Genomic DNA, 20,810 nt, shown 5'->3' on the forward strand with positions numbered 1-20,810 from the left:
GTAAAAAAAATTATTTAACAATAACTGCAATGATAGTAATGATTAAACCGGCTATAGAAACAAATATCGAAGTGTTTTGGGTATACTTAGAAGATTGTATTTTTGCTCCATTTGGCTCAACATAAATAATATCATTTTGTTTTAAAAAATATACAGAAGAATTTAATGCATTTCTATTAGTTAGATCAATGCGATACTCATTTTTTGTACCATTTTCTTCTCGAACAACTAAAATATTATTACGCACTCCATTTATAGTCAAATCTCCTGCTAAAGATAATGCCTCAAGCAAAGAAATTCGGTCATTTTCTATCGAAAAAGTTCCTGGTCTTAAAACTTCCCCTAATACTGTTACCCTAAAATTCTGTATACTAATATTTACTCCAGGATCAATTATATAAGGTTTAATTTTTTCTCGAATAAATTCTATGGCCTCCAATCTTGTCAAGCCAGAAAGTTTTATCTTTCCAATTTTTGGAAAATCTATAAATCCATCATTATTGATTGTATAAGTTGGAATAAATGGATTTGTGTTTTGAACAGTACCAACCTGATATGCGTTAATTTGGTTGAATGGTGCAGTAACTTTAATATCATCAGCAGTAACCGAAATTGTTAAAATATCACCAGCCTGAAGTTTTGGGGCCTGCATTTCAAACGCAGTATTAATCGCTGTAGAATCAGCTTGAAAATAAACAATTTCTTTCCTCGATGCACAAGAGCCTAAAAAAACTAATATAATAAAGCCTAATAATATTCTCATAAAATTTGTTTTGAAAACTAAATGTTAAAATTCAATAAATTGACAAAAATAATCAATTAAAACTATTAAGGACTGACAATCGAATATTGCCTGTAAATATTAAATCCTATTTATAAAATGATGAACATCATAAACATAGTCATCCTCTTTAGCATGTTCTATATTAAAATCCGCAAAAATCAACAATTCATTTGAACTTGTTAATGATTGAATTAATGTAGCATATCCCTCAGGTATATTTAAAACTTTATTATCTCTTTCATGTAAAAAATAACTGCAAACTTCTAAATTTTCACTTGGTGATTCCCAATTATCAATCTTAACAACATCTATTTTGTAATTACCTCTTATTGAAAAAAACCACCTGTTCTCTGTTCTATGACCACGCCATCCCCGAAGAATTTTTTCGCTAGAATTACTTAAAATATAGAACCTTCTAATGGAAGTCATATCAAAATCATTAACAAATCTTATGAATCCTCGTTCATCCTGAAATTCTCCCCCTTTTATTATTTCCATAACGTAATTAAAAATAGTTTGTAGTTTTTTAGATTTTTTTTAATAAAAACTTCCTATATAGGATGTTTTTTATCCATAAATATATTATACTTAAAAATAACAATATCAATATTGAACTTATCAATTGAATGTTGACTGAGAGTTTAGAAATATAAATTAATAATAAGCCAATTATTAATTGTATAGTAGAGTATATTATTGAAACAACTAATTTATTTATACCAACTTCATTTGCTAAATATTGATATAAATGACTTCTATGAGCCTCAAAAATATTTTCCCCATTTTTTAACCTATGAATAATTGTCCATATTGTATCAATACCATATACCGCCAAAAATAAAATGAATATCAAATTCTGTGCCTTTATTATCAAAGCCCCAATCGCAAATATAATTATATATGCAATAACAACTGACCCAACATCACCAGCAAAACATTTTGCTGTATTTCGAAAATTATAAAAACTAAAAACTAATACAGATAACACTGTAATAATTAACAATTTCTCATCAATAAATTGAAGCTCCTTATTAATAATAAAGAGTAATAATAATACAATCAAACTATATAGTCCTGTTATCCCATTAATCCCATCCATAAAATTATAGGCATTGATTACTCCTACAACAATTATAAATGCAACTATTAAAAAATACCATGGCATTGAAAAAATATCCAATTGTAAAGCCATTAATAGTACTGAAGAAAAATGCACGAACAATCGTAACCTATTTGAAAGAGTAAAAACATCATCTAAAAATGAAATTATTGCCATTAAGCTGATCCCAATAAAAAACCATGGATATTGATATTTTGAAACAATAAAATAAATAACAATTCCTAAATAAAAAATAATCCCTCCTCCTCGTAAAGTAATCCTATTATGAGAAGATCGTTCATTTGGTTTGTCAATTATGTTGTATCTATCAGCTATTCTAAAATATATTATTTCAAGTACAAATAAGATTGCCAAGATAGTTGTATATAAAAGATAATTTTCCACGATGATGAATATTAGCGACCAATTTGTTTAAATGATAAAAGCGTACTATACAGTCCTTCTTTAGCACTAAGTGGTAATTGTTTAATTTTTAGAACTGAATTAATTTTTGAGTTAGATACGACTAATGTAGAAGTCATTTTCTTTATTCGTGTGCTATTTATAGGCAAATGAAGAAAATCTCCAATTTTCCCTAAAAAAAGAATAATATTTTTTGAAATTTTTAATTTCAAAACTTTCTTATTCAAAATTTCGCAAATTATATCTATTATTCCATTTGTAGATATAGCTTCATTATCGGAGATGTTATAAACCCCATCCTCCATTATCTCCTCCTTGGATATAATTTCATTCAGGTAAAAAGAAAAATTCTGGATAGAAATAAATGATCTAAAATTGTTAAAAGAATAAAAGGGATATGGTATTCCCTTAGCTACCACCTTAAATAATAATCCTAAATTTCCTTTATCACCAGAGCCATGAACCATAGGTGGTCTAATTATAATTACTTTCTTATTTAAATGTTTTTCTTGGGCCAAAAGCCATTCCTCACCCATTCGTTTAGATTTCCCATAAAATGATATAGGAGAACTTTTACTTTCCTCTGTAAGTGGATTAATCGACTCTATTTCTTCAACTGCTGCAATTGAGCTAACATGTATTAATAATGTAGCTTTACTTTTGACGAAGGCACCATATATTTCCTTAACCTTTTCGAAATTTGAATCATAATAATCTTCTTCACGAAAGACTCCTTTATGATCATGGGCCTTTCCAATTAGATTAATAATCACAGAACTATTTTCTAATTTTCCTTCCCAGTCTTTTTCTCTTAACGAAAGCCCTTTAGAGTTCGGAATACTTTTTAGTAAATTGCTTCCAATAAAACCGTTACTTCCCAATATCGTTACCATGATGTATCTTTTCTAAAATTCTTAACATTTTATCTGAGAGTATTTTTTTATCAAAATATTTTTTAGCTACTTCAAGTGCTTTTTGTCCCATTAACTCTGTTAATTCAACATTATCATGCATTTGCATTAGTTTATTCGCTAAATCGAGAGGATTATTAGGATCTAATGTATATCCAACAAAATGCTCTGTTAAAAAATCTTTCATCCAACCATTTGTATTTTGAATAATCGGAACACCCGCTGCCAAGGACTCAAAAAACTTATTGGGAGAGGATGTGTCTAATACTGGGGTGCCCTTTAATGGAACTAATGAAACAAAGGCATTTTGAATAAAGCTAATTAATTTATCCTTAGGCATTAAACCAATCCTAATAAAATTGGTAATATTTTCCTTTTTTGCTAGTTCCTCTAATTCTTCTCTTTGTTGTCCTTCACCGATTAAAACGATTTTTATATCACTTCGATTCAATCTTTTTAATTCTTTTGCAGCTTCAAATAGCCAATAAGAATTATTAACCATACCTATATTACCTGTATAAATTGCATAGGTCTTGGGCAGCAATTCTGAATTAGATAAAGGTTCATATTTGGAAAACATTTCAATATTAGCGGCATTTGTTACATCATCAATATGATCTATTCTATACCTTTTTTTAATATTTTCTGTCATCCCTGGGGACAAAGTAACAATATAAGAGGATGCCTTATAGCAAACCTTTTCAAACCAAAAAGCTAATTTCTTAACCAGATTATTTTTTATTATTCCTAACTCTATTGCCCCCTCTGGCCATAGATCTCTAGTTTCAAACACTAGTTTTCTACCTCTAAAAAAGCGAGCAATTAAACCTGGCAAACCAATCGTGATTGGACCTGAAGAGGCTATGACTATATCAGCTGGTAATTTTATAGCAAAATAAGAAGATATAATACTAAATTTAATAAAGGAAAATATTCGCTTTAAAAATGATTGTTTATTATCAATAATAACATTAATTACTTTTACATGAATCCCTTCAAAATACTGATCTTCAACCAATTTAGTTGCTATCAGGTCAGATTTTGAATATACACTAGTAATAACGGTAACTTCATGTCCTTTTTCAACCCAATCTTTTGCAAACTCATACACCCGCGTACCCCATGAGCCTTTAGGAGTAGAAAAATACTGATAGAAATATAATATTTTCATAAATTAATAAAATCGAATGGAGGTTTCTAAATTACCTTTGAATTCTGTTAGTATCTTTTGCGCTGTTTTATATAAATTGAATTCTTCTGCATAAGAATAATTCTCAATCCTTATATTTTGATAATTCTTAAATGCAATAGTTATTATCAATTGCCCCCTATCAAAAATCTTTACTTCGCCTTTGTCAAGTAAAATTTCTTTTCCTTCAGCTATATGAAAATATGCAATTGAAGAAGAAGCGTTGCCAAGAATTTCATCCGTAATTATAAACTCTTCTTCATTGAATGAAAAATTTCGAACGTGCGTAATTCCAAACTTTTTATAGCCATTATGACTCGCTTGTAAATTATAGCTTTCATCTCTTAATAGGTCAACCTTAGCCCTATTTCCCACTCGAAATCCGCCCCAAACTTCTGATTGATTTTTATTATTTACAACTACAGTATTATGTGACGATGTGGATCTCTCCAAGTCCCTTTGCCTCCCAATATTATATGTAGAAGTCCCATATTCAACAAAAATTGGTTTATCAAAGGACATCAATTGGAAGCTTAAAGCATCAGCATGGGCATGACCAGGTTGATATCTCGCCCCTATTTGTCCAACATCTATTTTAATTTCGTATGTTTTAGTTTTGTAAGTTCTATAACCCGAGTCAGTTAATTCATATGATACATCCTCAATACCAATCGATTTCGAATAGGATAATAAATCGCGAACTTCATAAGCTACTCCATGAGCAGCATCGTTAAACAATGGAATAATATAATTATCAAATGATACCTGTTTTATCCATGACATCATCTTTGATGCCTTATTCCTTAAAAAAGAATCAAAATCGATTTGAAAATCTTTCGAACCTCCATACCAATCAACCAATTCTAATATGCGGTAAAAAATAATATTATGATACATGGGGCTAAGTTCAAAATGCCCACCATCATTTAAAATTTGTTCATTTAATTCCGCTATCAATATTTTCTTTGCCTTTAGAACCCATTCCTTTTTATTAAAAAAGTTACCCGCCAAGAACATACAAAATGCATTTTCAAGTAAATGATTCCCCAAAAGATGTTTCTCGTAGTTATTATGCAAAAAAGCCAACTCTTCAACCAAATAATTAAAGAAGTCTGTGTTCTCAATTTTATTTTCAATTGAAAATTTAATAATATTAATAGCCCTTAAGGAAATTGGATATGGCTCTAATGGTCTCTTATTCTTTATTGAAAAAATATAAAAATTATTAATTAGATCAAGTTTGTCTTCAACAGTTACCTCTTCTTGAAATAAATAGTCGAAATATTCTAAATTATAATTCCATAGCTTGCCAAAACCATTAAAATTCCAATCGATATTCTCATTAAAACTTTTAGAAAGATTTAAAAATCTAAACTTATTGTCACCAAAATAATTTTTTGCTCTTCTAATTGAGTTTTTAAATCGAATGGAATTATCAATGTTTATTAAAACCTTTTGATCACCTTTGAGATATCTCCGTTTCTTGAGTCTATATAATATTTGAAAATAATATTGACTCAATTTTAAGAACTTCAATGTATTAAGGATGATTAACAGTTTTCTCATATTAATTTACTTGAACCCAAGCACCTTGTTTTAGACTCTCTATTGCACAAATTGCAGCTTTTGATGTATTAATAATTTCATCAAAAGGAATAATTGATTCTCCACCTTCAATTACCTTTCCTATTAGAGTTTCAAATTGATTTTTATGACCTTTATCAATGCGAGTATTTAAATTTGAAAACCCTTTTGCACCAAATCCTTCGGTTTTTCTAAAATTATCCATAACAAAGGTTCTTTCTTGGGAATATACTTCAACTCTCTCCTTTGAATATGCCTTTGAACCATTAGAAAAATAATTAATCACACCAGTAGAACCGTTTTCATATTTTAGCAGGATTGATGCATTGTCAGTATTTTCTTCTGGATTAACACCCAATGAATTCATACAAACCGCCACAACTTTACTACCAGTTAAATATGTAATTAAATCAATATAATGACAAGCTTCTCCAATAATCCTACCTCCACCAATTTTTAAATCATGTACCCAAAAATCGTACGGGATGTGCCCTGCATTCATAGTAGCAATCACATTCATTTGTGTGTTGCCAGCATGCTGCTTGATTTTTTGAATATGTGGTGAAAACCTTCTATTGAAACCAACAGTTACAACCTTTTTGTTTCTAATTTGCGCTTCGATGATGTCATTTAATTCAATAATAGTTAATGCTAATGGCTTTTCAACAAAAACATTTTTACCTGAGTTTAATGTTTCAATAACGAGCTTTGCATGTGAATCATGCCTTGTGGTTATCATAACTAAATCAACATCGCTGTCTTTCAAAATTTCCGAATAATCCGTCGTAGATCTTGAAATTGAATATTTTTTTGCCAATGAGGTTCCTGTCACCCCACCATTACTGGCTATATATTTTAATTTTGCTTGACTATCTTTTAATGACGGAAGCATTGTCATTTTTGTGAAATTACCCGCACCAATAATACCGACAACTCCTTTGGATCCTTGAAATGAAAAATCATTTAATTTGATCGTTCTTTCAGGTATTAAATCTAAATCATTGTATTTTAGTATAGATGCAATAGATCTACTTTGACCAATATCCCCGTAAATCTGTAAATAATCATCCAATTCAATGATTTCTGAAATCATGGAATTTACCTTTAAGAATTGGGTACTTATTTTATTTAAAATCGTTTCAAAATTCCTTTTTTCAGTCCAACGAACAAAAGCTAATGGATAATCAATACCTTGTTGTTCATATTTATCATCATATCGACCTGGACCGTAAGAACAAGATACTTGAAATGATAATTCTTTTTCATAAAATTCTGCACGACTAAGATTTAATCCAATAACACCGACAAGCACAATTCTGCCGCGTTTTCTACTCATTTTGGCTGCTTGAGAAATGATATCATTCGTTTTTGCTGATGCTGTTATAATTACTCCATCAGCTCCATAATTGCCAGTTTGTTCTTCAACAAACTTTACGACATCCCCATTTCTAGAATTAAATGGAATGACCCCCCATTCTTCAGCCATAGCCAATTTTTTATCATCCAAATCAACGCCGATTACCCTACAACCATTTGATAATAATAATTGAGCTGTTATTAATCCAATTAATCCAAGACCCATAACGACAACTGTCTCTCCAAGTGTTGGATTTAATAATCTTATACCTTGTAATCCAATTGAGCCAATTACTGTAAAGCATGCCTCCTCATCACTAATATTATCAGGAATATGAGCAACTAAGTTTTTAGGAATACAAACAAATTCTGCGTGATGACCATTAGAAGCAACTCTATCCCCGATCTTAAAATCATTTACTCCTTCACCAACTCCGATAACCTTTCCTACATTGCAGTATCCTAATGGAAGTGGCTCACCTAATTTCGTAAACACCGCTTCAAGAGTGGGCATTAATCCATCAGTTTTTATCTTTTCTAAAACTTGTTTTACTTTATCAGGTTGTTGCCTTGCTTTTTGAATAAGATTGGATTTGCCAAACTCAACTAACATACGCTCTGTCCCTAATGAAACCAAGGAACGTGTAGTCTGAATCAAAACGCAACCTCTTCTAACCAAGGGTGCTGGAACTTCCTCTAATATTGTTTCTCCCGTTTTAAAGGATTGAATTATTTGTTTCATAATATTTATTTTATCAATAGTCCTACTTTTCCTGATATTGACCTAATTGGTTCATCCAACTTTTTAAAGGATAAATCGAAGTTCAAATTTTCTTGGTCAAAATATTCTGAGGCTTCATGCTCTGGGATAATATCAGATACATAATAAACCTCTAGTTTTCCATTTTCTAATTGTTTTATTTGAATAAATTTGGAATAATTAAATAATTTATGGTGCCTTCCAAATATTAAGGCAGTTAAATTTATTGATTTTCCTAACCTATCAATGACAAATTCACCACTTCTTCCCTTTACTATTTTGAAAGAAGTGAGAACACCATTCTCAGTAATCGGATCATCAATAATGTCTTCAGTATTATATCTAATTAAAGGGGAAGTAAAATTATAATATGAAGTTGAAACCAACTCCCATTCTTTCAAATTATTAATTACTGCTTCGGCGTAACCATAGCTAATGAATGGAGAATAATGAAACGGTTTTTCTTTCTCATATGCTAATACTGCTCTTTCTGTATGCCCGTACCATGAAATTGTCTTAATATTAAAAACCTCCTCAATTTTATTTCGATAGTGATAATGAGGATACTCAGAACCTAAAAATGCTCCTTTCAAAGATTTTCTTAATAATTTTAACAATTCAGGATCAAACTTTTCACAGTAAACAGCAAAATCGTATATAGAGGAAGGATATCCATGTAAGTATTTAATCTTATATTTTTTTAATATTTTTTTTAATTTCTTACTTACTTTATCATAAGAGGCATAAATATCAATGGCGAAATGATTTCTCAAAACATCATAATTTAGTAAGTTTTGAATATCACTCCGACCACCAAAGAGTAGCTTTAAATCTGAGGATTTATATCCCAATTTTTCCCAGATTGAATGCATATGAGCCCATTCATGCCCCATAGAATCTGGAAGAATATAAAAACTAAATGGAGTGCCAGAGGATCCTCCTGTATTAACTACATAGCTATCTTTAAATTTATAACTTCGATCCTCTAATGGAAATTGATTTAAGATCGATTTGTTAATAATAGGAATTTTAGAAATATCTTCAAAACTAATTAAATCGCTTGGCTTAAAACCAACTTTATCATAATAATCTTTATAAAATTTGATGTTTGAATACGAAAAATCAACTAGGGTTTTCATTTTTTCAAAAATGAAAGCCTTTGTTTCCAATATATTGCTTTGTTCGAAAAATGCAATTTCTTTTTTTCGATTTCGATAAATTGTTCCTAATCCTGGCCGAAGACTATAAGGAATTTTATTGATTATCCTTCCAATACTTGGAGGTATATTTGTCAAATTATTTTTTAATAATAAACTAATACTCATTTCCCTTTGTTAAATAATGTTTTCAACAAATAATCTCTAAACTTATTGCTCAAATTTTTTACTTGAGTCAAAAATAATCCATCCTCCCAATAATAAACAGGCAAGCCTTTATTTTTATGATAATGGTTTGATTTATACCATTTTTTATATTCAAATTTATCTAACCCGTCAAATGGTGTGAGATTTTTCATCGTTGCACTTAAACATGTTTCTGTATTTTTATATTGCAAATTCGATGTAATTTTATTATAATAAAAAAAATGAAATTGAAATTTTTCATTAATAAAATCCCATTCGAATGCAAGTTGAAGATTACAAAATTCAGGAAATTTCAGTTTTCCTCCCATATAATGATTTTGTTTAAATAACCAATTACCTAAACTATACACTATTGGTTTATTCTTATATAATTCAAAACCGCCAACACGATGGGGATGGCAACCAATAATTCCTGCAGCACCCATGTCAATTAATTTTTTGGCAAGATCTCTTTCAAATGGTTGGGGCTCACCTTCCAATTCGTAACTCCAATGCAAGAATGGAATTATTTTGGCAGTCGGATATTTTTTCTTTAATTCTGACATCGTAGATAAAACATGAGATTTTCTCAACGGGTTTACTCCTTTGTAATCTCCTAATGTAATTTCACACTGTATTACTTCCCAACCAAAATTGATGATAATTATTTGAACACCGTTTTCAAAAATTTCAATTTCTTTGTTAGCCTCATCTAAACTTTTTCCTATACCACCGAACAACAAATTATTCTTTTTTAAGAAATTTAATGTTTCTTCATAAGTACCTGTATCAAAAATATGATTATTGGACAAGCTGAAACCTAAAAAATTAAATTTTTCAAGAAGCTCAGTTATGCCCTCCTCATGATTATAAACTGCTAATAATTCATTATTATCTTTATTAACGATAGCTCCTTCTAAGTTTCCATACCACTTTTTTTTATAAAAACAATCTGGAAAATCAGAATAATTTATAGCCCCCTTATGCGGGATTGCAATATCACCTACAAATACCATATGTTAATGATTCAATTTAAAAACTAGCTTTTTATCAACAATATTATTAAACTCAAACTCTTCTAAATAAATTGCTCTGCCATTCTCTCCAATTGATTGTGCTAATGAAACAAATTGAGAATCTGCTAATTGCTGCCAACTTTTATCGTAGATATAATTAATTACCAATCCTATATTTTTTTCTTTTATAAATTTGGAATTTATTACATCACTGTTTGTAATCACAGGGATTCCCAACATCATAGCATCATAAACTTTATTAGATGCTGCTAATCTATTAATTTCAATTTTTGGATTATATAAAGAGAAGATACCACAACAATCTTGCATCAAAGCAAAAAGATCTTCTTGAGGCATAAAATTATATTTTTTAATATTATTTAAAGATTGTATAATATTATTCATTTCTTCATCAAGTACTTCACCAACAAATAAAAACTCAATATGAGGATATTCTTGGGCAAACTTTAATATTTGGTCAATTCCTCTAATTTTGTTTAATAATCCCGTCACAGCAAATTTATGACGTACCTTTTCGTATGAACGTGGCGATCCTTTATAAAAGTCATTTGGAGTATTCTCAATAACAATTGATTTCTCTTTATGTGAATTTACCCTGTTACTGTCAACATGGATAATTAATTTGGCTCGATCCATGATGCGTTCGTCTAATTTTAATAATAACTTTTTAAGGAATTTTGGAAAATTATAACTAATTGCGAATTGATCATATATTTCATAGATGAATTCAAATTTTCTAAATTTTGACACCAAATAAATCGGAAAGGCTGTATCAAAATTAACAGCAATCAAATTATAATTTCTTAGATTCTTTTTGAAAAGAAAATGAAAAAAAACAATAAGCATCCAAAACGGGTAGTAAAACATTACATACTTATTATTCTTCCCGCCACCATTGAAGATATATTTAATGTTCGAAGTCTCTTTCGAATCAGTATTCCTATTCCAACCGATAAAATAATTTTGTATGTTTTTATCGTTGAAAAATTTCAAAAATTTACTTAATCGAACATCCTTTTCAGTAGTTCCCTTTACATATAAGATTGGTCTCATATAATACCTTAATATTGATATAATTCCTTATGATTATCAACCCATTCCTTCATATCCTGAACCATTTTTAGATAGGAGGGAACTTGAAAATCAAAATCATTCCTTGAATTCAATAGAGATTTGTCAAGAATCAGATTGTTGTCAGGTAGAATCTCTACATCATTATTCCTGAAATTAGCATTAAATAATTTTAATAACTCAAACTTAGAAATCGAATCATTATTTACTAAATTATATAGGCCACTAATGTCAGATGAAATTGCATGATCCATTGCCTTAGCTAGGGTACACGTAGTCACACCTGTCCAAATTGCTTTGGAAAAGCCTTTTATTGGTCCCTTTTGTTTCATAAACCAATTAAACAAACCTATTCCATTATTATTAATATCAGGTCCAACTATTGAATTTCTAAATGTCAGGTGTTTACTATCATAATCAATTTCTCCTAATGCTTTTGACCTATCATAAAATGAATGTCCGTCACGAACTGAATTTTCAAAATAAGGACCAGTATTTCCTGCAAACACACAGTCTGTGCTCATATGAATGAGCTTCCCTTTTTTACCTTTCAGAAGGTCTACAAGAAAATGAGGAAGATAACTATTTATTAAAACGGCGCGGGATCTATTTTCTTCAGCATCTTGATTTAAGATGCCAACACAATTTATAATTACATCGTAGTCATTTACTTCAATTAACTTTGATAAAAATGGAAAATCCAAAACATCTCCTATTATATTGTTTGGGAGAAATAATAATGGTCTGCGGGATAATGAACTAACATCATATCCCTTTTCAGAAAAAAACAAGGAGATCACATGGCCTGCCATCCCACTGGCACCTAAAACTAGAATTTTCATAAATTTATTTTATTAAATCCTGCTTAATGAAATCCAATTTCAGCAATAGATCTTTCATTTCCTGAACATTCAATTGGTATGTGTTATGCGAATGGTAGTCATCAAGAGAACTAATATCAATTGCTCCTGAGGATAAATAATTCTCATAATTTAAATCACGATTATCAGCAGGAATTCTATAATACCCTTCCATATCAATAGATTTTAACATTTCTTCTCTATTTACTAATGTCTCATATAATTTTTCACCATGGCGTGTACCTATAATTTTAATCTGCGATTTTGAATTATATAATTCAATTAATGCTTGAGCTAAAATTCCTATTGTAGCGGCAGGAGATTTTTGAACATAAATATCACCACATTCCCCATTTTTAAATGCAAATAAAACAAGATCGACAGCTTCTTCAAGAGTCATCATAAACCTGGTCATGTTTGGATCAGTAATTGTCAAATCTTTACCGTTTTTTATTTGCTCGATAAATAAAGGAATTACAGACCCCCTACTACCCATTACATTTCCATATCGCGTTGAAGCAAACATAATTTTATTTGGGTCAACATCTCGTGAAAATGCCACTGTAGTCTTCTCCATTAAAGCTTTTGAAATACCCATTGCATTAATTGGATAAACCGCTTTATCAGTACTTAAAGTAATAACTTTTTTTACATTATTTTTTTTTGCAGCTGTTAACACATTCGCAGTACCCAAAACATTTGTTTTGACAGCTTCAATTGGGAAAAACTCACAAGAAGGAACTTGCTTTAAAGCAGCAGCATGAAAGACGTAATCTACATTATGCATAGCACCATCTACACTGTCCATATCACGTACATCACCTATATAAAATTTAATTTTGGAATTGTTAAACAAATGACGCATATCGTCTTGTTTTTTTTCATCTCTTGAAAATATCCTAATTTCTCCAATATCTGTATTTAAGAATTTATTTAATACAGCCCCTCCAAAGGAGCCCGTACCTCCTGTTATTAATAATACTTTATCTTTAAACATATCTTTATTTATTTGAATTTTTTTCTAAAATGTTCATTACATCATTTATTGATTTTACATCAGCTACCTCTTGCTTAGTTTTATAATCTCCTCTTATTTTCATCATTTTCTCAATTATAGCAGATGGACAGGTGAATAACAATATTTTAAAATATCGTTTGAAATATGATTTAAATAAATTCAAGTAATTTTTAGAACCATTTCCATTATTCAAATACAACTGATTCACTAATGGAAGTGCTTGTTTAGGACATGAAAATATCATACTATCATATACTGCCTTATAATTTAATTTAGGAGCATTTCTTAAAGATAAAACATGATAAAAAGATTGTGACCAGATGGTTTCCCTACTGAAAATACGTGGCAATGAAGGATTCCAATCTTCAATATCCTTTTGATTCAGCCAACTTTTTTCTTCTAATTTTACCACATGTGCATTAGTAGGACCTTTTCCTCCTTCACTAGCAGAAGAATTCCCAGCAACAGACAAGGGAATATTGATTCTATGATGATGATTAATAAGAGTAGCAATTGCTGCGCTGGTAGTCATATCTGGACATGGCCCAGGAACAAATTTGCCATATACACTCCTTACTTCTTCAATTAAATCTCTATTTATTATACCGTGATATAATCTAGGTAAATCTAAAATAAAAATCCCCCCTATTTGTTCAACCCTCTCTATTTCATGCTTGGTGTCTAATTTCGTAATATTAAAATTTAAATCCGTATTAAAACTTAATAAGCCCGGTTTGTGAAATCCATACTCTTTATGAAATTCCACATCTGGATAAAAATAATTTGCAATTGGATATATGATACTTTTTATATTTTCTTCTTCCATTGTATTTACGACATCCAAAATCTTCGGATTAACAATATCATCGTCACCAATGAAAATGAGATATTTACCAGATGAATTTGCTATGGCAAGTTCTGAATTTTCAACCATCGAAAGCTTACTGGGGTTATAATAATACTTTACCTTTTCCAATTTATGCGTTTCAAGATAAGTTGTAAATGAATTATTATCATCAGAATTATCCTGTACCAATATTTCAATTTTCGAATTGGAAAATTTTCCATTAATCGATTCTATAACTGGAATTAAAGTTTTATATCTATTCCGTGTTGGAATAATAATTGATAAAAGTGGTATATCCATTTTTAATTTATATTTAACATTTTTAAAGCTTCCTCTAAGTTATAACTAGAGCCCAATATGAATAAGGAAGCATAGTAAAACCACAATATTAAGATTAAAAAAACGCTTAAAATTTTAATTCTTTGTGTACTTCTTTCTGACCCTTTATATAAGTTTAAAGTAAATAAAAGATAACTTATCCAGACAATACTAAATGAGAACACAAATCTGATCGCCAGGATCCTGAAAACTAAACCCGTAGATATAAATAAAAAACTGAAAATACAAAGAGTATATAGAAACTTATAAACCGAATTTTCAAGTATGTTAGGCAGAGATTTTAAAATCCTGTAATGATTTGTAAATAATAGCCAAATAATCAAGATAAGAGGTAATAATTCAAAAACACCACCAATAATTGATGATTTACCTTTGTCATCAATGAAATATTTAATAAACTGGGGGAAAGCACTTGAAATAATCAATATTAGAAAACTAAAAGAAATTAATAAAATAATATTGATAATAATAAGACGTTTGAGCGTTAAATTTAACAGGAAATTCCTAATAAAAGGTATAATACAAATTACAATTAAAGAAGAATGTGATAATATCCCCAATGTAGCTAAAAATACAGCAATTCCTTTTCTATCTTTAACCATATATTCATATAAGGCATTGAGAACTAAAAAATACCCCATATAGTACCTAATCTGATTCCCATAGTCTATGTATCGATAGGCACAAATCAATATTACAATGAAAATAATATTATTTGAAAACTTAATGGCAAAAAGAGTGAAGAATAAGCCAATAATAAAAATGTGAAAATTGTATAAATCTTGAAATTCCCAGCCTATATTATTAGCTACCGTGACCAGATAGGTAAACATAAAATCTGTAGAATAACTATCTATATTGTTAAACATAAATTGATAATTATACATATCATCAAAATATTTTATATCCCAATAAATTGACATAAATAGGAATAAGCCTAATATGCCATAAAACCCTTTCTGTTTAACGGAGTTAGGATAAATAAAATATTTAGCGAAACCAATAATTAAAATCAATATGAAAACAAATGATAACATTATTTTGATTTTATTTTATTTAGAAGGGATAATAATCTAAAATTGCCCCTTTTTTGAATAACATTAATTGTATGTAAGGCTGATACTAGAAAAATGAAATAAGACAAAAATGAAAAATTAGAGTAAGTATATAATAAAAAAGCTAGTATGGCTAAACAAATACTGATTAATGCAGACTGAATAAATTTATTGTCAAATTTTACATTAAATTTCTTGCTAACAACTAAGTACAATAATCCCGAAACCAATATGGAATTAATAACAAAAGAATATCCTAGACCAACTAAGCCAAAATTTAAATACATTAAAACATTAATAATTAGTACCGAACCGTTGCCTATTAAAGCATCAAAAATAAAATATGCTTTTTTGTCCCCTTGTGCTAATAATACATAGGACATAGATTGCCAAATTACGCGAAATAACAACCCTAAAGACATCAATTGTAACATAGGTATGATTACATAAAACTTCTCAGAAAGCAATAATCTAACAACCAATGGGGCGGCTACAATTAAAAAAATAACCATGGGTGCCGTTAATAATACAATTAGTTCTGTTTGTTGATTTACAATCTGATTCGTTGAAATTATATCTTTCGAAACAGCTGACAATCTTGGGAAATAATCCGAAGTTAAAACTGAGAGCAAAATTAATATATTACCATTTGTAATCGCAAAAGCAGCATTATAGTAACCTAAATCTTCTAAGCCTCCATACTGACTAATAAATGCATTGAAAATAATGTTGAAAACATTAATTAGAATCAAGCTAGTCATTAAGATCACACCAAGTTTCAATATTGATCTGGACTTTTTTAGGATATCTAGATTATTATAATGTTTATTAGTTTTTATTTTTTTTAATAAAATTTTCCCGGTCACGAACTGAGCTCCATAAGAACCGATTAGAACTGGTACTATTGCTGAAACACCAAAATATTTATAACCAACTATACCAAAACATAAACTCGCAAATGCAGAAATTAATGAAGTTAAAGCTATACTTTTGGCCTGCCTAGTTGCTTGCATAATAGCGAGTTGCTTCTGACTTAATACATGCAAACCTACAGCAACACTTAAAGTCATTAAAGGATAAACATGATTTCCATTCTCAAATGTAAAGACACTTAGAGGATAAGAAAAAATCAACATGGAAATGACTCCAATTAAGGACAATAAATTCAATAATCTTGAAAAAATGTAAATTAAATCTTCTCGTTGATCATCTTCTACATTTGAAATTTCCTTCACTCCACTTTGTGGTGTACCCAAGCTACTTATTTGACTCATTGTCAATATTGAAGTCTGATAAACACTAACAATCCCCATTCCAACAGCGCCCAAAAACATTGCAGAAACTTTTGTCCTTATCAACATAATAAGCATTTGGAATACTTGGGTACTACCAAATATGAATGTAGATTTGAAAATACTCTTAAATTCGCCCTTCTTATCTTCCATGAAGAATTAATTTTTAACCCCGCAAAAATCCAACAATATTTTCTCTTCTGACATATCAAGTCCCTTAAACTCCTTATGAGCTACTAAAAACGCAATAATATCCGCTTTTTCAATAGCCTCTTGATATTCCGTCAATTTAAAAATTTTGTGTTCATGAATATTTGGTTCAACGATGAAATATTCCTCTTCATTAGCATCTTGCAAAACGCGTTGAACAATGTATTTTGCAGGCGATTCTCTTAAATCATCGATATTTGGTTTAAATGCCATACCCATTAAGGCTATCTTTGGCTCTTTATTATTTTTTAGCTGAAATTCTTTACGAGCTTCTTTAATTTTTTCAGCAACCCAAAATGCTTTATGGTTGTTAATTTCGCGTGCTTTTCCAATTATTCTAGACTCCAAAGGAAATTCTGAAACAATAAAATAGGGGTCTACCGCAATACAATGTCCACCAACACCACATCCAGGTTGTAAAATATTCACACGAGGGTGTTTATTAGCCAATTTAATTAACTCCCAAACATTTATACCCGCCTTATCACAGATTAGGGAAAGTTCGTTGGCAAAAGCAATCTGAACATCACGAGAAGAATTCTCCGTTAATTTACACATCTCGGCTGTACGTGCATTAGTTGGATGAAGTTCACCTTTCACAAATTGCTTGTAAAAATCTATAGCTTTTTGAGTTGATTCTTCATTAACTCCACCGATAACACGGTCATTGTGTACTAGCTCATACATTACATTGCCTGGCAATACCCTTTCTGGACAATAGGCCAAATAAATTTTACCTTCTAATTCAGGACGTCTAGCAAAAATTAGAGCCATCATTTTTTCCGTGGTCCCAACAGGAGAAGTGGATTCAATAATATATAAGTCTCCTTCTTTCAATAAAGGAAGTACAGCCTCTGTAGCGGCTTGAACATAAGAAATATCCGGTTCATGATCACCTTTAAATGGGGTGGGAACAACAATCAGATAAGTATCTGCTGGCACAGGTGTAGTCCCCGCTTTTAGGAAACCATCTTGTACTGCTTGAGCCACAGCTTTATCCAATTCTGGTTCTACAATATGAATTTTACCAGCATTAATGGTATCAACTACATGTTGTGAAATATCTACGCCATGCACAGGGATTCCTGAATTTGCAATTAATGCGGATGTGGGTAATCCAATATAACCTAATCCTACGGTAACTACTTTAGCTTGCATTTCTCTTTATTTATTTAAGTTTCTAATAAAATTTACAATTCGTTCACATGCCTTTCCATCTCCATAAGGATTATGTAAGGCAGACATTTGCTGATATCTATTTTGATCATGCAATAGACTATCTGCTTCAGTAGTAATTTTGTTTTTATCGGTGCCAACCAAAATAACCGTTCCGGCATCCACAGCTTCAGGACGTTCTGTTGTATCGCGCATAACCAATACAGGTTTCCCTAAACTTGGTGCTTCTTCTTGTACGCCTCCCGAGTCGGTAATAATTAAATAGGATTGATTCATCAACCAAACAAAGGCAGGATAGGCTAAAGGATCTATCAAATGAATATTTGAAACGTCCGATAAGATTTCATAAACCGGTTTTTTTACATTCGGATTTAAATGAACAGGATAAATAATTTGAACATCTGCATTTTTTAAGGCGATTTCTTTTAATGCCTCACAAATATTAATAAAACCTTGTCCATGATTTTCTCGACGGTGTCCTGTGACTAATATTAACTTTTTATCAACATCAACTAGGCTTTTTAATTTATCTATCTCTGCATTATCTAAATCCTTAACACGTTCTGAACTTTCAAATAAGGCATCGATAACTGTATTGCCAGTAACCAGAATATCCTTTTCTTGAATATTTTCACGTAGCAGATTTTCTTTAGAGGCTTCCGTAGGAGCGAAATGATAATCACAAATTCTACCGGCTACTTGTCTATTGATTTCTTCTGGGAAAGGAGAGCGTTTGTTGTGGGTTCTTAAACCGGCTTCTACGTGACAAACCTGAGCACCAGAATAGAAAGCAGCTATGCTACTAGCCATGGTAGTAGTTGTATCCCCATGAACATAAACAAAGTCTGGTTTAAATTCTTCCAATACGGGTTTCAATTCAGTAATGATATCCGCAGTTAGAGTATAAAGATTTTGATTGGGTTTCATCAGGTTCAAATCAAAATCTGGAATAATATCAAAAAACTCCAAAACTTGATCCAACATTTCACGGTGTTGAGCTGTAACACAGACTTTTGTTTCAAAATCTGCTTGACTTTGAAATGCTTTCACTAAAGGAGCCATTTTTATGGCCTCCGGACGTGTACCAAACACAATAAGATTTTTTTTCATATTATTATTTAAATACCTAATTACAGTCTTGCATCAACCAAACCTCGATCTAAACAAGATTTGATGTCAAATATGATACCTTTATTTTCTTTTAATTTCTTAATATCTAAACTCAAAAACTCATTATGCGCCACTGCTAATACAATTGCAGCATATTTCACATTTTGAATTTCTTGTATTGTCGTCAAACAATCAATATTATATTCTTTTTTTACTTCTTCTTTATTTACCCAAGGATCATAAACATTTGCTTTGATCTCATAGGATAATAATTCCTTATAAATATCCACCACCCTTGTATTTCGGATGTCTGTACAATTCTCTTTGAAGGTAATTCCTAAAATCAACACCTTGGCATGTTTAACAGGAATATCCTTTTGGATCATCATTTTCACTAGTTTTCCAGCGACAAAGGATCCCATATTATCATTTACTCTTCTTCCGGAGAGAATAACCTGAGGATGGTAGCCTACAGATTGTGCCTTAAAGGTTAAATAATAGGGGTCTACACCTATGCAGTGGCCTCCCACTAAACCTGGCTTATACTTCAGAAAATTCCATTTGGTCCCAGCAGCTTCAAGAACATCGTTAGTATCAATTCCCAAACGATCGAAAATCAATGCCAATTCATTCACAAAAGATATATTAACATCCCGTTGTGCATTTTCAATTGCTTTTGATGCTTCCGCTACCTTTATAGATGGTGCTTTATGCGTACCAGCAATAATGATAGATCGATATAAATCATCTACTCGGTCAGCTATTTCTGCAGTCGAACCTGAAGTAACCTTCTTAATCTGCGGTAATGTCCGAATCTTATCCCCAGGATTTATACGTTCTGGCGAGTAGCCAACGAAAAAATCACGGTTGAATACTAGACCTGAAAACTGTTCCAAGATAGGCACACATTCTTCTTCGGTACAACCCGGATAAACAGTTGATTCATAAATGATCAAATCGCCTGGTTTTAATATTTCCGCCAACATTTTGGAGGCTGTTCTCAAATAACGAAGGTCTGGAAGCTTAAGATTATCAATAGGTGTAGGAACGGTGACAATAAAGGTATTACCATTTCTTAGGTCAGGAAGATTTGAACTAAATTGTAATCCAATACCTTTATTTCCATTTTCCAAAAGCACTTCTTTTAAGCTTTCCTCTTCTACCTCTTTGGTAATATCAACTGCATTTTTCAATTCATTTATACGCTCATCATTGATATCAAAACCAATAACAGGATATTTCTTGGCGAACTCAACAGCAAGCGGTAGACCAACATAGCCTAAACCAATAATGGCTAGCTTGATTTGATCTAATCTATTGTCTACAGTTGAGTGATTAAGCATATT

Annotated in this window: 18 protein-coding genes; all 18 read right to left on the minus strand. The window is 30.6% G+C overall.

All coding sequences use genetic code 11. The annotated features are described in order from the left end of the window. Positions 1-10: 10 nt before the first annotated feature. Positions 11-763, minus strand: a complete 753-nt coding sequence (locus ABD676_RS16305; RefSeq protein WP_344675804.1) for a polysaccharide biosynthesis/export family protein — start codon at positions 761-763, stop codon at positions 11-13. Positions 764-862: 99 nt separating this feature from the next. After that, the gene (locus ABD676_RS16310) at positions 863-1,282 is read right to left on the minus strand and encodes a WxcM-like domain-containing protein (protein WP_344675805.1); all 420 of its coding nucleotides are present in this window, start codon (positions 1,280-1,282) and stop codon (positions 863-865) included. 28 nt (positions 1,283-1,310) lie between these two features. Next, on the minus strand, positions 1,311-2,288 hold the full coding sequence (locus tag ABD676_RS16315) for an MraY family glycosyltransferase (protein ID WP_344675806.1): 978 nt from the start codon (positions 2,286-2,288) through the stop codon (positions 1,311-1,313). An 11-nt stretch (positions 2,289-2,299) separates the two neighbouring features. Beyond that, on the minus strand, positions 2,300-3,199 hold the full coding sequence (locus ABD676_RS16320; RefSeq protein ID WP_344675807.1) for an NAD-dependent epimerase/dehydratase family protein: 900 nt from the start codon (positions 3,197-3,199) through the stop codon (positions 2,300-2,302). Beyond that, positions 3,177-4,388 (minus strand): glycosyltransferase family 4 protein, encoded by a 1,212-nt coding sequence (locus tag ABD676_RS16325; RefSeq protein WP_344675808.1) that lies wholly within the window; start codon positions 4,386-4,388, stop codon positions 3,177-3,179. The genes ABD676_RS16320 and ABD676_RS16325 overlap by 23 nt, the downstream gene beginning before the upstream one ends. A 3-nt stretch (positions 4,389-4,391) precedes the next feature. Next, on the minus strand, positions 4,392-5,972 hold the full coding sequence (locus tag ABD676_RS16330) for a heparinase II/III domain-containing protein (protein ID WP_344675809.1): 1,581 nt from the start codon (positions 5,970-5,972) through the stop codon (positions 4,392-4,394). A 1-nt stretch (position 5,973) separates the two neighbouring features. Next, positions 5,974-8,088 (minus strand): bi-domain-containing oxidoreductase, encoded by a 2,115-nt coding sequence (locus ABD676_RS16335; protein ID WP_344675810.1) that lies wholly within the window; start codon positions 8,086-8,088, stop codon positions 5,974-5,976. Positions 8,089-8,093: 5 nt separating this feature from the next. Then, on the minus strand, positions 8,094-9,431 hold the full coding sequence (locus ABD676_RS16340; protein WP_344675811.1) for a hypothetical protein: 1,338 nt from the start codon (positions 9,429-9,431) through the stop codon (positions 8,094-8,096). After that, a complete protein-coding gene (locus tag ABD676_RS16345; protein ID WP_344675812.1) occupies positions 9,428-10,465 on the minus strand; it encodes a CapA family protein in 1,038 nt (345 codons plus the stop codon). The genes ABD676_RS16340 and ABD676_RS16345 overlap by 4 nt, the downstream gene beginning before the upstream one ends. A gap of 3 nt (positions 10,466-10,468) precedes the next feature. Continuing rightward, on the minus strand, positions 10,469-11,539 hold the full coding sequence (locus ABD676_RS16350; protein ID WP_344675813.1) for a glycosyltransferase: 1,071 nt from the start codon (positions 11,537-11,539) through the stop codon (positions 10,469-10,471). A gap of 8 nt (positions 11,540-11,547) precedes the next feature. Further along, positions 11,548-12,399 (minus strand): SDR family oxidoreductase, encoded by an 852-nt coding sequence (locus ABD676_RS16355; protein ID WP_344675814.1) that lies wholly within the window; start codon positions 12,397-12,399, stop codon positions 11,548-11,550. A gap of 4 nt (positions 12,400-12,403) precedes the next feature. Further along, a complete protein-coding gene (locus ABD676_RS16360; protein ID WP_344675815.1) occupies positions 12,404-13,414 on the minus strand; it encodes a polysaccharide biosynthesis protein in 1,011 nt (336 codons plus the stop codon). Between the two features lie 4 nt (positions 13,415-13,418). Continuing rightward, positions 13,419-14,582 (minus strand): glycosyltransferase, encoded by a 1,164-nt coding sequence (locus tag ABD676_RS16365; RefSeq protein ID WP_344675816.1) that lies wholly within the window; start codon positions 14,580-14,582, stop codon positions 13,419-13,421. A gap of 2 nt (positions 14,583-14,584) precedes the next feature. After that, on the minus strand, positions 14,585-15,658 hold the full coding sequence (locus tag ABD676_RS16370) for an EpsG family protein (RefSeq protein ID WP_344675817.1): 1,074 nt from the start codon (positions 15,656-15,658) through the stop codon (positions 14,585-14,587). Then, entirely contained in the window at positions 15,658-17,121 is a 1,464-nt protein-coding gene (locus tag ABD676_RS16375; RefSeq protein WP_344675818.1) for an oligosaccharide flippase family protein, read from the minus strand. The genes ABD676_RS16370 and ABD676_RS16375 overlap by 1 nt, the downstream gene beginning before the upstream one ends. Positions 17,122-17,127: 6 nt before the next feature. Then, a complete protein-coding gene (gene wecC / locus ABD676_RS16380) occupies positions 17,128-18,336 on the minus strand; it encodes a UDP-N-acetyl-D-mannosamine dehydrogenase (RefSeq protein ID WP_344675819.1) in 1,209 nt (402 codons plus the stop codon). Positions 18,337-18,342: 6 nt separating this feature from the next. After that, complete coding sequence (gene wecB / locus ABD676_RS16385) at positions 18,343-19,464, minus strand: non-hydrolyzing UDP-N-acetylglucosamine 2-epimerase (RefSeq protein ID WP_344675820.1); 1,122 nt, start codon at positions 19,462-19,464, stop codon at positions 18,343-18,345. 20 nt (positions 19,465-19,484) lie between these two features. Further along, entirely contained in the window at positions 19,485-20,807 is a 1,323-nt protein-coding gene (locus ABD676_RS16390; RefSeq protein ID WP_344675821.1) for a nucleotide sugar dehydrogenase, read from the minus strand. Between the last annotated feature and the right edge of the window lie 3 nt (positions 20,808-20,810).

Origin of the sequence: Sphingobacterium kyonggiense, assembly GCF_039536825.1 — a bacterium.
Taxonomy (GTDB): Bacteria; Bacteroidota; Bacteroidia; order Sphingobacteriales; family Sphingobacteriaceae; genus Sphingobacterium; species Sphingobacterium kyonggiense.